The sequence below is a fragment of the Pseudorhodobacter sp. genome, assembly GCF_034675685.1.
Classification (GTDB): domain Bacteria; phylum Pseudomonadota; class Alphaproteobacteria; order Rhodobacterales; family Rhodobacteraceae; genus Pseudorhodobacter.
In genome coordinates, this window is the sequence record NZ_JAUCDA010000004.1 from 25,370 (window position 1) to 38,264 (window position 12,895).

General features: G+C 57.4%; 10 protein-coding genes and 1 pseudogene. 10 read left to right on the forward strand and 1 reads right to left on the reverse strand.

What is annotated here, in order from left to right; all coding sequences use genetic code 11:
* Positions 1-27 precede the first annotated feature (27 nt).
* From gpmI to VDP61_RS04235, 4 genes and pseudogenes are all read left to right on the forward strand, one after another.
* Entirely contained in the window at positions 28-1,545 is a 1,518-nt protein-coding gene (gene gpmI, locus VDP61_RS04220) for a 2,3-bisphosphoglycerate-independent phosphoglycerate mutase (RefSeq protein ID WP_323005703.1), read from the forward strand.
* Positions 1,542-2,666 carry a murein hydrolase activator EnvC family protein gene (locus VDP61_RS04225; RefSeq protein WP_323005704.1) on the forward strand — a complete coding sequence of 375 codons (1,125 nt, stop codon included), beginning with the start codon at positions 1,542-1,544 and terminating at the stop codon, positions 2,664-2,666. The genes gpmI and VDP61_RS04225 overlap by 4 nt, the downstream gene beginning before the upstream one ends.
* 8 nt (positions 2,667-2,674) lie before the next feature.
* Positions 2,675-4,012 carry a S41 family peptidase gene (locus tag VDP61_RS04230; RefSeq protein ID WP_323005705.1) on the forward strand — a complete coding sequence of 446 codons (1,338 nt, stop codon included), beginning with the start codon at positions 2,675-2,677 and terminating at the stop codon, positions 4,010-4,012.
* A gap of 104 nt (positions 4,013-4,116) precedes the next feature.
* Positions 4,117-4,603 (forward strand): annotated as a pseudogene (locus VDP61_RS04235) (RNA pyrophosphohydrolase).
* 75 nt (positions 4,604-4,678) lie between these two features.
* Here the strand turns inward: VDP61_RS04235 and ade are convergent.
* The gene (gene ade / locus VDP61_RS04240; protein ID WP_323005706.1) at positions 4,679-6,391 is read right to left on the reverse strand and encodes an adenine deaminase; all 1,713 of its coding nucleotides are present in this window, start codon (positions 6,389-6,391) and stop codon (positions 4,679-4,681) included.
* Between the two features lie 294 nt (positions 6,392-6,685).
* Between ade and VDP61_RS04245 the strand changes: the two genes are divergently transcribed.
* The 6 genes from VDP61_RS04245 to VDP61_RS04270 all read left to right on the forward strand — a co-directional run bounded on the left by VDP61_RS04245 (position 6,686) and on the right by VDP61_RS04270 (position 12,872).
* Positions 6,686-7,606, forward strand: coding sequence for a DMT family transporter (locus VDP61_RS04245; RefSeq protein WP_323005707.1), 921 nt, complete (start codon positions 6,686-6,688; stop codon positions 7,604-7,606).
* Between the two features lie 304 nt (positions 7,607-7,910).
* The gene (locus VDP61_RS04250; protein ID WP_323005708.1) at positions 7,911-8,606 is read left to right on the forward strand and encodes a lytic transglycosylase domain-containing protein; all 696 of its coding nucleotides are present in this window, start codon (positions 7,911-7,913) and stop codon (positions 8,604-8,606) included.
* Between the two features lie 56 nt (positions 8,607-8,662).
* Positions 8,663-10,675 (forward strand): flagellar biosynthesis protein FlhA, encoded by a 2,013-nt coding sequence (gene flhA / locus VDP61_RS04255; protein ID WP_416236492.1) that lies wholly within the window; start codon positions 8,663-8,665, stop codon positions 10,673-10,675.
* A gap of 189 nt (positions 10,676-10,864) precedes the next feature.
* On the forward strand, positions 10,865-11,446 hold the full coding sequence (locus VDP61_RS04260; protein WP_323005710.1) for a flagellar biosynthetic protein FliR: 582 nt from the start codon (positions 10,865-10,867) through the stop codon (positions 11,444-11,446).
* The gene (locus VDP61_RS04265; RefSeq protein WP_323005711.1) at positions 11,443-12,537 is read left to right on the forward strand and encodes a flagellar type III secretion system protein FlhB; all 1,095 of its coding nucleotides are present in this window, start codon (positions 11,443-11,445) and stop codon (positions 12,535-12,537) included. Before VDP61_RS04260 ends, VDP61_RS04265 begins: the two co-directional genes overlap by 4 nt.
* Entirely contained in the window at positions 12,534-12,872 is a 339-nt protein-coding gene (locus VDP61_RS04270; RefSeq protein WP_323005712.1) for a hypothetical protein, read from the forward strand. The genes VDP61_RS04265 and VDP61_RS04270 overlap by 4 nt, the downstream gene beginning before the upstream one ends.
* The last annotated feature ends 23 nt before the right edge of the window (positions 12,873-12,895 follow it).

The window sequence follows — 12,895 nt, forward strand, 5'->3', positions numbered from 1 at the left end:
GCCAATATCCGTAAAAAGGGCCATGCCATGACTGTTCCGAAACCCGTTGTCTTGTGCATTCTTGATGGCTGGGGGCTGAACCCGGACAGCAGCGCCAACGCACCAGTTTTGGCGAATACGCCAAATTTTGACCGGCTGATGGCAACTTGCCCGCATGCGACCCTTATCACGCATGGCCTCGATGTCGGCCTGCCCCGGGGCCAGATGGGCAACTCTGAGGTGGGGCATACCAATATTGGTGCCGGTCGGGTGGTGGCGATGGATCTTGGCGCGATAGATCTGGCGATTGAGGAGGGGCGTTTTGGCCAGAACCCTCAGCTTTTGGCATTTATTGCCCGGCTCAAGGCGTCGGGCGGGGTGGCGCATCTGATGGGGGTCATCTCGGATGGGGGGGTGCATGGGCATGTGTCGCATGTGATTGCGGCGGCCAATGCGGTGGCGGCCGCGGGTGTGCCGGTGGTTATTCATGCGATCACCGACGGGCGCGACGTGGCCCCAAGTTCCGCCCCGGACCACATGGCGCGGCTGCTGGCAGGGCTTGCGCCGGGTATCCGCATCGGCACCGTGATCGGGCGCTATTGGGCGATGGACCGTGACAATCGCTGGGACCGTGTGGGCCGCGCCTTTGACGCGATGGTGGCTGCCAAAGGCGAGGCCGCCGCCGATCCGCAAGCCGCGATTGCCGCCGCCTATGCGCGGGGCGAGACGGATGAATTTATCGCGCCGAGCGTGATGGCAGGCTATGCCGGCGCAAAGGCTGGCGATGGTTTTTACTGTCTGAACTTTCGGGCTGACCGGGCGCGTGAGATTCTGGCCTCACTTGGCGATCCGTCTTTTGACGGGTTTGATGCCTCGGCCCGCCCGAAATGGGAGGCGATGCTTGGCATGGTCGATTATTCGGCGCGGCATGACGATTACATGATCACCGCTTATCCCAAGCCGGTTTTGCACAACACACTTGGCGAATGGGTATCAAAACAAGGTCGCACCCAGTTTCGTCTGGCCGAAACTGAAAAATACCCGCATGTGACGTTTTTTCTGAACGGCGGGGCCGAGGCTGCCAGCCCTGGCGAAGACCGTGCCATGCCAAAATCTCCGAATGTCGCGACCTATGATCTGCAGCCGGAAATGTCAGAGCCAGAGGTGGCATACGCATTGGTTGGCGCGATTGAGCATGGCTATGATCTGATCGTTGTGAATTTTGCCAACCCCGACATGGTTGGGCATACGGGCAATCTGCAAGCCGCGATAAAGGCCTGTGAGGCGGTGGACGACGGCCTTGGGCGCGCCCTTGCGGCGCTGGAAAAGGTGGGGGGCGCGATGATCGTGACCGCCGATCATGGCAATTGTGAAACCATGGTGGACCCGGAAACAGGCGGGCCGCATACGGCCCACACGACCAATCTTGTACCCGTTATCTTGTATGGTGGCCCTTTGGGGGCAAACCTGCGGGCTGGGCGGCTGTGTGATCTTGCACCGACGGTGTTGCAACTGATGGGCCTTGCGCAACCAGATGAGATGACCGGGAAAACCTTGATTACATGATCCGTTCCGCCGCCCTTTCAGTGCTGCTTGGCTTTGCGGGTATGGCGCAGGCGCAAACCGTGGCCGAACAGGCGGTACAGGCTGCCCAGTCGCTTGCCGCTGCGGTCACCGCGATGGAAGATGCAAAGACCGCGCGCGATCAGGTGTCTGCCCTGACCGCAACCATTCAGGCCTATGAGCAAGGTTTAAGCGCGCTGCGCGATGGCTTGCGGCAAGCAAAGGTCCGCGAAGCCGCGTTGCTGATGCAGTTTGACGCCGAACGCAACCGTGTCGGGCAATTGCTGGGCGTGCTGGGGCAGCTTGAGGCAACGCCGGGACCGCTGTTGTTGCTGCACCCTTCGGGACCGTTGGGCACTGCGCGATCGGGGATGATCCTGTCAGAAGTGACGCCTGCCCTGCAAGCTGAAGTTGCGCGCTTGCAGGCAGAGCTGACAGAGTTGCGCGACTTGCGGACCTTGCAGGTTGCAGCCGGCGGAATTCTGGAAAACGGGCTGAGTGTTGCCCAGACGGCCCGCACCACCCTTAGCCAGGCGATATCCGACCGCACGACCCTGCCGCGCCGCTTTACCGAAGACCCCAACGCCTTGCGCAGCCTTTTGGAAAGTGCCGATACTTTGGGTGCTTTTGCCGACGGGTTGGACCTGGATCTGAGCGACGGCGATGCGATGCGCAGTTTCGCCTCGGCTGAAGGCAAGCTGGCCCTGCCAACGCTTGGCAGCCTTTTGCTGCGTGCCAATGAGGCCGATGCCGCAGGGGCCCGCCGCCCCGGCATCACGCTGTCAACCCGCGCCCGCGCCTTGGTCACAGCGCCCTGGGCCGGGACGATTCGTTATCGTGGCCCGCTGCTCGACTACGGAAATGTGATTATCCTTGAGCCGGGCGGAGGCTATCTTATGGTACTTGCCGGGCTTGAAACCGTTTATGGTGAGGTTGGCGAGGTGGTGGGAATCGGTGCGCCACTGGGGCTTATGGGCGGCGGTGACCAAGACAACAGCAAAGAGTTTCTGGCAAATGCCGTCGATGTGGCTGGTATTCGCGAAACAGAAACGCTTTATATCGAGATCAGAAAAGGCACCGAGCCGGTGGATCCGGCCCCATGGTTCGCCGCAACAAAGGATTGAGACAGGCAATGAAGAAATTCGCTATGGCTGCTTTGGGTGGCACGGTTGCAGGTATATTGCTGACAACGCAGATCGCGGGCCCATTGCTTGCCCAAGAGCCAAAGAAATCGGCGACCGTCTATGAACAGCTTGATTTGTTTGGCGATATCTTTGAACGTATTCGCGGCCAATATGTCGAGGAAGTAGACACCAACAAGCTGATCGAGGCGGCCATCAACGGCATGCTGACCTCGCTTGACCCACATTCCAGTTATCTTGCCCCCAAGGATTTTGACGATATGCGCGTGCAGACGCGCGGCGAATTTGGGGGTCTTGGCATCGAGGTGACGCAAGAAGAGGGCTTTATCAAAGTCGTCTCGCCGATGGATGACACGCCGGCAGCAGCGGCAGGCATCGAGGCGGGCGATTTCATTACCCATGTGAACGGCGAGTCTGTTCTGGGCCTGACGCTGGATGCAGCGGTTGAAATGATGCGCGGGCCGGTCGGCTCTGAAATCATCATTACCGTGGTGCGTGAAGGGACGGCAGAGCCGTTTGATGTGTCGATCATCCGCGATACGATCAAATTGACGGCGGTACGGGCGCGCACTGTTGGCAACACCATCGTACTGCGCATGACAACTTTCAACGACCAGACCTATCCGGGGATGGAGGCAGGTTTGAAGGAAACCGCAGAGGAACTGGGCGGCTGGGAAAATGTAAAAGGCGTCGTTCTTGATCTGCGCAACAATCCGGGTGGCTTGCTGAATCAGGCAATACAGGTTTCGGATGGGTTCCTTGAAAAGGGCGAAATCGTTTCAACCCGAGGGCGCGAGGCCAGCGATGGCGAACGCTTCAACGCCACGCCCGGCGATCTGACCGGCGGCAAGCCTGTCGTTGTGCTGATCAATGGCGGGTCTGCCTCGGCGTCGGAAATTGTGGCAGGCGCCTTGCAAGACCACCGCCGTGCGATTGTTGTAGGGACAAAGAGTTTTGGCAAAGGCTCGGTGCAAACCATCATCCCGCTCCGGGGCGAAGGCGCCATGCGTCTGACCACCGCACGCTATTACACGCCCTCGGGCCGCTCTATCCAGGCGTTGGGTGTGGCCCCTGACATCATTGTGCAACAGCCCCCCCGCAAACCGCTTGAGGAAGAAAAAGAGCCTGCAAGTGCCGTGAAAGCCCGGACAGAAGCGTCTTTGCGCGGGGCTTTGGATAATGACTCGATGACCGAGGATGAGCGCAAGCTGCTGGAAGAAGATCGCGCCCGCGAGGAAGACACTGCCAAGCTGCGCGAAGAAGATTATCAACTGGCCTATGCGGTTGATATCCTTAAAGGGTTGTCGGCAATCGCGGTAAAGCCTTGACCTGAACTATAGTGGGGGGGGGGCGTCCCCCCCCCCCGCCATGCAGCGCCGATTTCAAGACCTGCCGCCAATTTCAAGAGCCGATTTCAAGAAGTGACCAGCGCATGACACAGCCAGCCTCTCTTCCTTACCGCCCCTGTGTTGGTGTGATGTTGATCAATGCCGCTGGCCAGATTTTTGCCGGGCAAAGGCTGGATGCGCCCGATGGCGTCGCCGCGTGGCAGATGCCGCAAGGCGGTATTGATAACGGCGAAAAAAAACCGGGCAGCGGCGCTGCGCGAGCTGTGGGAAGAAACCGGAGTCACGGCCGACCTGGTGGAGTTCATCGCCAAGACCGACGATTGGGTAACCTATGATCTGCCGCCCGACTTGCTGGGGAAGGTCTGGGGCGGCAAGTACCGGGGGCAGCGACAAAAATGGTTCCTCTACCGCTTTTTGGGCCGCGACGATCAGATCAACATCACCAGCGATCACCCCGAGTTTTCCCAATGGTGCTGGATCGGTGCTGATGAGATGATCAGCTCTATCGTGCCGTTCAAGCGCGCGGTTTACACGCAGGTGGTCGCCGCGTTTCGCAAGTATCTGGCCTAACCGTCTGTTCGAATCTGGGTTTGCATGGCGCAACACCTGACGCATCAAGGCAGGTTGTGGCACCAGCAAGCCCGCTTAGGGCATCACTTCGAACCTGTCCACATCGACCATCCCGTGATCGGTGATTTTAAGATGCGGGATCACGGGCAAACACAAAAAGGCGAGTTGCAAAAAAGGCTCTTCCAGCGTTACCCCAAGGCCATGTGCTGCCGCCCGCAAGTGAACCAGACTTTCACGGACAGTTTCGAACGGCTCAAGGCTCATCAATCCCGCGACGGGCAGCGCCAGTTCGGCTAGAATCTTGCCGCCTTCGACCACCACGAAGCCACCTTCAATCTGCCCCAATCGGGTGACGGCCAGCGCCATGTCGTCATAATTTGCCCCCACCACGGCGATATTGTGATGGTCATGGCAAACGGTCGAGGCGATGGCCCCGCGTTGCAATCCAAAGCCTTTGACAAAACCGGTGGCGCGGTTGCCGTTCTTGCCATGCCGTTCGATCACCGCGATTTTCACAAGGTCGCGCGCGATATCGGGGGCCTTGTCGCCGTCTTTTGGGGCAATATCACAGGTAAGGTGCTCGGTAATGATTTTTCCGGGGATAATTCCGATCACGGGCGTTTCCACCCGGTTGCCGCTGGTACGAAAATCCTTTGCTGCGATTGCCGGGGCATTGACCGAATGCCGCGCCACGGGGGGGATGATTTTGCGCGCGGCAAAGGCCGCGTCGTTTACCTGTACCCCCCCTGCAAACACCATCGAGGCCTTGCAGTTTTCCAGACTGTCAATCACCACAATATCGGCGCGCTTGCCTGGGGCGATCAGCCCGCGATCCTTGAGCCCGAAGGCCTCGGCAGCGGAAAGGCTGGCGGCGCGGTACACGGCCAGTGGCGGTGCCCCCAGCGCAATCGCGGTGCGGATCATGTAATCCAAATGCCCATGTTCCCCAATATCAAGCGGGTTCCGATCATCAGTGCAAAACGCGATGTAGGGGCTGTGACGTTCGGTGATCAGGCTGGCCAGAGCATGCAAATCCTTGGAGACAGAGCCTTCGCGGATCAAAAGCCGCATGCCTTTGCGCAGCTTTTCCAGCCCTTCCTCGGCGGTTGTTGCCTCGTGTTCGGTCCGAATACCTGCCGCAATATAGCCGTTCAGGGCCTTACCGCCCAGCAAAGGGCAATGGCCATCAATATGGCGCCCCTTAAACCCTTCCAGCTTTGCCATAACGCCGGGATCTTGCATCAACACGCCGGGAAAATTCATGAACTCTGCAAGGCCAAGGCTGCGGGGGTGGTCCTTGAAAGGCAAGATGTCTGCCGCTGCAAGCACGGCCCCGGCTGTTTCCATATGGGTTGAAGGCACGCAAGACGAAAGCTGCACCCGTATATCCATCAGGGTAAGCAAGGATGCTTCAAGGAAATAGCCAAGCCCCGTCAAGCCGCAGACATTTGCTATCTCATGCGGGTCGCAAATCACGGTTGTCACGCCCAAGGGGGTAACGCAGCGGTCAAATTCAAAGGGGGTCACAAGGCTGCTTTCAATATGCAGATGGGTATCAATAAACCCCGGCACAAGGATTTGTCCTGTGACATCAATTACCTGCCTGGCCTCATAGTCTTCAAACACGCCGACAATCGTATCGCCGCAGAGCGCGACATCGGTTTGCAGCAAATTGCCGGTGATCAGGTCAAGCACCCGGCCGCCCCGCAACACAAGATCAGCAGGTTCGGCACCCTGGCCTTGCGAAATCCGGGCGCTGAGGGGGGCAGCAAGCTGAGCGAAGGGCATCGAACATATCCTTTTCTTGACCATATCAAGCGGCGCGTGGCAAAATCGTGAAAGCGGGCGCTTCTATTGGTGGTGTCTGGTTTTGATATGGCCGCAATATCAGCCAATCGAAAGCCTTTGCTGGCAAAGTCCAGCAACCGCGGGCCGCTGTCAAACCCTTTTGAAACGCTACAGAGCTTTAGAGAAACGCCAGCCCTGCCAATGAGGGGGCAAGCCATGCAGAAGGCCATCGCCCTTGCATTGGTTGCAAAACGGTGGTCCACATCAAGATACCCAAGCCAAAGGCCGAACTCAATGCGCCCCATGCGCGGCATCTTTTACAAGCTTTGTTCAGTTGTGACCTTTATTGTCATGGCCGCACTGATCAAATCCACCGCAGACCAGGTGCCACCGGGGCAAGCTGTTTTCTTTCGGTCGCTGTTCGCAATGCCGGTTATTTTTGTCTGGCTGGCATGGCGGCGCGAATTGCGCACCGGGCTGCATGTCACGGCCCCGATCGGGCATTTTTGGCGTGGGGTGGTCGGCACGCTGGCAATGGGGTTCGGGTTTGCCGGGTTGGGGTATTTACCCTTGCCCGAGGTGACGGCGATTGGTTATGCCGCGCCAATATTGACGGTGGTTTTTGCCGCGATGTTTCTGGGTGAGGATGTGCGGCTGTTTCGGATATCGGCCGTTGTGCTTGGGCTGATCGGGGTTTTGGTCGTTCTTGGCCCACGCCTGACGGTGATGCCTGGAGAGGGCGATGAGGCTGCAGCGCTTGGCGCGATTTTGGTGCTTGCCGGCGCCGCCTGTGCTGCGCTTGCACAGGTTTTCGTTCGCAAGCTTGTCTTGCGGGAAAAAACCACCGCCATTGTCTTTTACTTTTCCTTGACCGCGACGGTGTTATCGCTGGCGACACTGCCCTTTGGCTGGGTTGTTCCTACGCCGAAAGATGCGACTTTTCTGGTGCTGGCTGGCCTGTTGGGTGGGGTGGGGCAGGTTTTCCTGACCTCAAGCTACCGTGAGGCGGATGCCTCGGTCGTCGCCCCGTTCGACTATGCATCCATGCTGTTCGCGCTGGCCATCGGCTATTGGATCTTTGACGAGGTGCCGACGTTCACCATGCTGGCAGGGGCCTCTATTGTGGTAACTGCGGGTGTGCTGATTATCTGGCGCGAACGTAAGCTGGGGTTGGAGCGCGCCAGACAACGCAGGGCGATGACACCGCAGGGGTGACCATAGTGTTTCGACTTTGGCCTGAAACCCAGCCCATTACATACCGCGTTGAACGCTTTGATTTCAGGCAGCGATAGCTGCGCAGGGTGCAAGCCGAAACACTTCAGGCGTAAGCCAAGCACGATAAAATGCAGAAAACGGGTTTGAAAGGCCTTCGCTCCTATCCTGAGCGGGGGCAAACCCGTGCCTTGATTTAGGGCGGCGGCTGAATCTGCAAACTGTGAAGATGGTTACTGATTGGAAAGGAATTGCGCTTAGGGTCGCTCTTGTGGGGCAGAATGCGCCTCTTGGATACGAGAAACCTATGCCAGAATGGCTTTATATCCTTCGGACCGGCCTTGGCCTGATGTGCGCAATGGCGGCTGTGCCGGGGGTGGTGCGGGCTGCGCCTGTCGTGCTTTGTGAGGAGGCAGCGCAATTCGCCGCCGAACAAACGGGCGTACCGCTGTCCATCTTGCAGGCCGTGACACTTGCCGAAACGGGGCAAACCAAGTTTGACAGGAATAAATTCGCGCCATGGCCGTGGGCTGTGCAATCCGGTGCGAAAGGCAACTGGTTTCCTGATTCGCGTTCTGCCATTGCCTTTACCCGGCAACTGACTGCGCAAGGTATAAGCAATATTGATATTGGGTGTTTTCAACTCAATCTGCGCTGGCACGCCGAAGCCTTTGAAAACCTTGAAGATATGTTTTCCCCCAAGAATAACGCACTTTATGCCGCCGCTTTCTTGCAACGTCTGTATCAGCAAACAGGCGATTGGCGTGCTGCAGTCGGGCGCTATCACTCGCGCGATGATGAGCGGGCAGAATCCTATCTGCAAAGGCTTGAGACGATTTTTGAGACTTACCTTGCAGATTCACCACCCGGCCCGGCGCAAATGCGATCCGCAGCCTTGCCACAAGCCGTATCTGCGCCGCAGAAATTCGGATTGGTATTTGCCCGTGGGCCTTTGTTGCAATCGCCCATTCATCCCCGGCCGATCATTGGAGGTTCACCTTGAGACGTTTGACCCTGAGCACGATCTTCCAGCCCACAATCTTGCTGGCCCTCGCGCTTATGGCGGTCATTGTGATGATGGTGTTGCCGGTCCCCGCCTGGATGCTCGATATCGGGCTGGCCGTGTCTTTCGCGCTTGCCATCCTGATGTTCACAGTCACGCTCTTTATTCAGCGCCCTTTGGAGTTTTCTGCGTTTCCCACGATTCTCCTGGCGTCTTTGATGCTTCGGCTTGCGCTTAACGTTTCGTCGACCAAACTTATCATTGGTCAGGGACACACCGGAACCGGGGCGGCTGGCAAGGTTATTGAAGGCTTTGCAAATTTTGTCATGAGCGGTTCGGTTTTGCTGGGCGTCGTGGTTTTCTGCGTTTTGCTGATTGTGAATTTTGTTGTCATCACTAAAGGCGCGGGCCGCATGGCCGAGGTTGGCGCGCGTTTTGCGCTTGATGGGATGCCAGGCAAGCAATTGGCGATTGACAGCGACATGTCGGCTGGCGCGATTGACCACGCAGAAGCAAAATCGCGTCGTGAAACGGAATTGGCAGAAACGAATTTCTTTGGCTCGCTGGACGGTGCGTCAAAATTTGTCAAAGGCGATGCCGTTGCAGGCCTGCTGATAACGCTTTTGAATATTGTCATGGGGTTGATCATCGGCACGGTGATTCATGGCATGCCCCTTGGGCAAGCTTTTGAAACATATGCTATTTTGACTGTCGGTGATGGATTGGTCAGCCAGATCCCCGCGGTTATCATCTCTATCGCCGCCGCTCTTCTTTTGGCGCGGGGGGGGCAGACCGGCGCTGCCGATGTGTCGTTCTTTGCGCAACTGGGGCGCTATCCGGGGGCATTGGCAACCGTTGCCTTCCTGATGGCGCTTTTTGCCCTGGTTCCGGGGCTTCCCTTTATCCCGTTCATTCTGGGGGCGATCGTTTTGGGGGGGGCAGCCTATTGGGTCTCGGGTGAGGCGGCAAAACCCAAATCAGAGGCGCTGGAAGGCGCGGCGCCGGTGGCCGAGCGTCGCCTTGGTGATGTCCTTGATTTTGATGATATTCATATAGAGTTTGCGCCCGATCTTGTCGCGATGGTCTTGGATCCCGCAACCGGGCTTGATACCCGCATAGCCAATATGCGCAATCATATCGCCAGCACCTTTGGTCTGATTTTGCCCGAAATTCGGTTGACCGATGAAGCCGCTTTGCCAGCAGGAACCTATCGCATTCGTCTGCAGGGGGTTGAGCAGGTGCGGGATCGGTTGCTGCCTGACCGGGTCCTGGCTTTGTTGTCGGATGGCTTGCCCGCGCCGGAAGGCATGGATGTGCGCGAACCTGTCTATGGCGCCCCGGCGCGGTGGATACCGCCTGATGCGCAGGAAGAGGCCTCGATTCGAGGGTTTACAGTGGTTTCCCCGACAGAGGTGCTGGCAACCCATTTGCTTGAGGTCTTGAAAAACAACCTCTCCCGCCTGTTGTCTTTGCGTGGGTTGCGACGATTGCTGGATGAATTCACCAATCTGTCCGACCCGGTGCGCGCCGAGGCAAATAAACGCCTGCTGGATGAGCTTGTTCCCGACAAGGTTCCGGTTGATCTGCTTTTGGCTGTACTTCGTCTGCTCTTGGAGGAGCGGGTCTCGATCCGCAACCTTCCGCTTATCCTTGAAAGCATTGCCGAGGCGCGCGGAATGGGGGCGCCCGAGGTGATTTGTGAACATGTCCGTCAACGGCTTGGCTTTCAGCTTGTCGCTGGTTTGCGTCGTGACGATGGCACGATCCCGCTGTTACAGCTTGCGCCCGAATGGGAAAAAACATTTGCAACCTACCAGATCGAAGGAGAAAAAGGACAAAGAGATGTCGCCCTTCCGCCCGATCAGTTCAGCAGGCTGGCCAATAACATGGCAGAAAAGTTGAACAAAGCGGCTGAAAGCGGTCTGCAACCTGCAATTGTCACCTCCACGCTCCGCCGCCGTTTTCTGCGTACAGTCCTGGGCACGCGGGGCCTGACAACACCTGTCCTTTCCTATGAGGAGATCGGGCTTGAGGCGCGCCCGGCAATGCTGGGGCAGATACCCGCATGATCCCCCTTATCGACATGCTCACGGATGCCACAAACCTTGCTCAGGGCTGGCTTTGGGCGGCTTTTCTGGTGTTTTTGCGTGTGGGGGCGGCAATGGCGCTTTTGCCCGCTTTTGGAGAGCACTCTGTGCCACAGCGCATTCGTCTGGCCCTTGGCGTCTGTTACACACTGGTGATATTGCCTGCTGTGCTTGACCGCACGCCCCCCCCCCCAAGGCACGCTTCCGTTTGCGACCGAGGTTATTGCCGGGCTGGTGATCGGTATTGGGCTTCGGCTGTTCGTATTTGCGCTACAGATTGCGGGCACTTTGGCTGCGCAATCAACCTCGCTTTCGCAACTCTTTGGGGGGCAGGGCAACGAGCCTCAGCCCACAATGTCACATATTTTCGTTATGGCGGGCCTGGCTTTGGCGGTTATGGCGGGTCTGCATGTTCGTATCGCGGAACTTTTCATCTATTCTTATGATGTCATGCCGTTCGGTGCCTTTCCGCGTGGCGCTGATGTTGCGAATTGGGGGGTTTTTCGCATCAGCGCGGCGTTTTCCCTGGCTTTTTCGATGGCAGCCCCCTTTATTGCGGCCGCATTGATTTACAATATCGCACTTGGTGTGATCAATCGCGCGATGCCGCAATTGATGGTGATTTTTGTTGGTGCGCCGGCCCTTACACTTGGCGGCCTGGTTTTGCTTGCGGTTGCCTCGCCCCTGCTTCTTCGCCTTTGGCTCAACACCTTGAACGCGTATATTGACAACCCATTCGCAGGTGTGCCGTGAGCGATGACCAAAACGCATCCGAGAAAGAGCATGACGCCTCGCAGAAAAAGCTTGATGATGCGCGTGAGAAAGGGGAAATCCCACGATCAAATGATCTTATCACCGCCGGCAGTTATGCGGGGTTCGTCTTGGCTGGCTTCGCCTTCGGAGGGGGCGCGCTGATAAATGCCGGAGAGACTGCAAGCGTTTTATTGGGCCAGGCAGATCAGTTATCCGGCGTATTGACGAAAGGGGCTGGTGGCAGTGTCATTGGCATTTTGAACGGGGTGGTCGGATCTCTTGCCGTATTTTTTCTGGTTCCATTTGTGGTTGCGACGCTGATGATAATCGTCCAGCGGGCACTGATTTTCACACCGTCCAAGCTCGCACCGAAACTGGACAGGATTTCTCCGATATCGGGCGCCAAGAATAAATTCGGACGAAAGGGGTTGTTCGAATTTTTCAAGAACTTTGTAAAACTCTTGGTTATTTCTGCGCTGCTTTTTTGGTTCTTGATCTATCAAGCCAATGATTTCTTGCAGATGATTTACCTGTCGCCGGCGCTTTCAACCGCGATGCTGCTTGAGAAGGTCATCCGCTTTCTGACAATCGTGACGGCGATTACGCTTTTGATCGGTGGCATTGATTATTTCTGGCAGCGTGCTGAACATTTTCGTTCCAACAGAATGTCTCGCAAGGAAGTGACGGATGAGCAAAGAAATGCCGAGGGCGACCCACATTTGAAAGCAAAGCGGCGACAGAAAGGGCAAGAGATCGCGACAAACCGGATGCTTTCCCATGTCGGGAAAGCCGATGTTGTAATCGTCAACCCAACGCATTTCGCCGTGGCGCTTCAATGGGATAAATCTTCGGGGCGTGCGCCGGTCTGTGTTGCGAAGGGGGTTGATGAAATTGCGGCCCGAATCCGGGAAAGGGCGGCAGAGGCCGGGGTTCCCCTACACTCTGATCCGCCCACCGCACGCATGCTTTATTCGCATCTTGATGTGGGCCAGGAAGTTCACCCCGATCACTATCGCGCCGTTGCGGCCGCCATTCGCTTTTCGGAAGCGATGCGCAAGAAAATGCAGGGGCAGCCAAGGAGAAATCCGTGAAAAACAAGAAAGCCCTTGATCGCCTGTCAGCCCTTTCTGACCTGATTTTGGACAATAAGCTGGCAAAGCTGCAAGCCTGCGCGTTGCAACGGAATGCAAGCCTTCAGCGATTGCAGGATCTGGCCGCCAAAGACGGGGATCAGCTTGGCCCGATCGCGCTGGCAACAGCGGCGTTGCGATACGAGGCTTGGGCTGATGCGCGGCGGTCAGAAATCAACCTTGCCCTTGCGCGCCAAACTGCAGCTTGGATGGAAGCACGCAAGAGCGCTGAAATTGCCTTGGGCCGCGCCGAGGTTTTGAGCCGGCTTAAGAAAAACCGCCCCGGCCGCAGTTGAGCAAGATATTGCACCAAGCAAAA

Coding starts and splice junctions, on each gene's coding strand:
- gpmI (WP_323005703.1), top strand. CDS start 28: ATGACTGTTCCGAAACCCGTTGTCTTGTGCATTCTTGATGGCTGGGGG.
- VDP61_RS04225 (WP_323005704.1), top strand. CDS start 1,542: ATGATCCGTTCCGCCGCCCTTTCAGTGCTGCTTGGCTTTGCGGGTATG.
- VDP61_RS04230 (WP_323005705.1), top strand. CDS start 2,675: ATGAAGAAATTCGCTATGGCTGCTTTGGGTGGCACGGTTGCAGGTATA.
- ade (WP_323005706.1), bottom strand. CDS start 6,391: ATGCCCTTCGCTCAGCTTGCTGCCCCCCTCAGCGCCCGGATTTCGCAA.
- VDP61_RS04245 (WP_323005707.1), top strand. CDS start 6,686: ATGCGCCCCATGCGCGGCATCTTTTACAAGCTTTGTTCAGTTGTGACC.
- VDP61_RS04250 (WP_323005708.1), top strand. CDS start 7,911: ATGCCAGAATGGCTTTATATCCTTCGGACCGGCCTTGGCCTGATGTGC.
- flhA (WP_416236492.1), top strand. CDS start 8,663: ATGGCGGTCATTGTGATGATGGTGTTGCCGGTCCCCGCCTGGATGCTC.